Source organism: Kitasatospora sp. MBT63 (assembly GCF_000710465.2).
Classification (GTDB): domain Bacteria; phylum Actinomycetota; class Actinomycetes; order Streptomycetales; family Streptomycetaceae; genus Kitasatospora.
On the sequence record NZ_JAIZ01000645.1, the window covers coordinates 1 to 1,511 of the forward strand.

Below are 1,511 nucleotides of genomic sequence, written 5' to 3' on the forward strand. Positions count from 1 at the left end.
CGCTTCGCCGTCCGGGGCCGGGCCGGGGCCTTCGCCTCGTCCTGGCCGGTGGCCGTCACGCCCGCGCCGCCGCTGTCGCCGGCCGGCGGGGCAGCCGGATCCGCGCCCGCGCCCGGGCCGGCGCCCTGGGCGCTGGGCGACGACGACAGCGGGGCGGAGACAGGCCGAGGGATGCTCATCGTGTTCAGCTCCTCCTGCAGGGCGAAGTCCTGGCCGTACGGCACACCGACGGTGCGCTCACTGCCCTCGTCCCGCGGCACCGGCGCCCACCCGCCGGAGCCGGCCGGAGAGACGGCCGGTCGGTGGGCGGTACGTGGACGAGGCACTTCGGGCTTCATCCTGTGATCTTCGCGGTGTCAATTGAATCCACGGTAAACACCGCATGGCCGGGAGGAAAGCTGAGTCGGTCACCCCTGGGGGTGGATCCGGACCTGCTGTCCGGCACCGGCGGCCGCGGACTGAACGCGGTACATCAGGTCCACTTCGTGGATGGTGAACCCCAACCTCTCGTATACCCGCAACGCGGCCGGATTGTCGGCGTCCACGTACAGCAGCACCGCCGGCACCTTCCGCTCCAGCAGCAGGTGGCGCAGGCCCGCCGCGGTCAGCACCCGCCCGAGACCACTGCCCTGCTCGCCCGGGGCCACCCCGACGACGTACACCTCGCCTAGGCCGTCCGGGTGCACCTTGGTCCAGTGGAAGCCCACGGGCTCCCCGTCCCGGACCGCCAGGAAGAAGCCGTCCGCGTCGAACCAGGGCTCGGCCAGCCGGTCGGCCAGGTCCGCGCCGGTCCAGCTGCCCTGCTCGGGGTGGTGGGCGAAGGCCAGCGCGTTCAGCCGCAGCCAGGCCTCGTCGTCCTCACCGGGACGGAAGGTACGGAGCTCGATCCCGGCCGGCAGCGGCACCTGCGCCGGAACCTCACCGGTCCGCCGCAGCTGCCGCAGCTCGCGCACCAGCTCGGCGCCGTACACCTCCGCCAGGCGGGCCGCGGCCGGGTGGCCCCCGTGTGCCCAGAAGTCGACCCAGGTCCCCGGCCCGGCGACCGCCAGCACCTGGTCGACCAGCCGGTGACCCAGCCCCCGGCCGCGCAGCTGCGGCACCACCGCGAGCTCGGCAGAGGCCGCGGCCTGCCCGGAGCCCTCCAGCTGGGCATACCCGGCGGGGGCGTCCGCGTACGTCTGGACGAGATGGCGGACACCCGGGCGCGGGCTGTCCGCCTTGATCCGCAGCCGGCCCGCCTCCGACACGGCGTCCCGTCCGTCGGCCTCGGCGACCGAGGTCAGTACGGTCCTGGCCACATCGAGCTGTTCCGGAGTGAGTGAGTCCGTCGCCAGGATCCGGCCCTGGTCGTCGGCGCGCGAAGTGTGCTCAGCGGTCTCCATATCAGCGACCTTACGCCGCATCAGCTCCGGCCCACCGGGCACCCGGCCCGGAGCCCGGGCGGTGAAAATGATCGAGCCGGAAATGACCGGGCCCGGAAATGCGAGAAGCCCCTCCGGGGAACCCGGAGG

General features: G+C 73.7%; 1 protein-coding gene and 1 pseudogene. Both read right to left on the reverse strand.

Annotated elements, in window-relative coordinates:
* Nucleotides 1-260 (reverse strand): annotated as a pseudogene (locus tag AA75_RS33895) (hypothetical protein); the annotation flags it as partial.
* A 147-nt stretch (nucleotides 261-407) separates the two neighbouring features.
* Nucleotides 408-1,382, reverse strand: coding sequence for a mycothiol synthase (mshD, locus tag AA75_RS33900; RefSeq protein WP_033824199.1), 975 nt, complete (start codon nucleotides 1,380-1,382; stop codon nucleotides 408-410).
* Nucleotides 1,383-1,511 lie beyond the last annotated feature (129 nt).

Bases quoted from the DNA above. Each gene is read 5' to 3' on its own strand.
- mshD (WP_033824199.1), bottom strand. From the start codon at position 1,382: ATGGAGACCGCTGAGCACACTTCGCGCGCCGACGACCAGGGCCGGATC.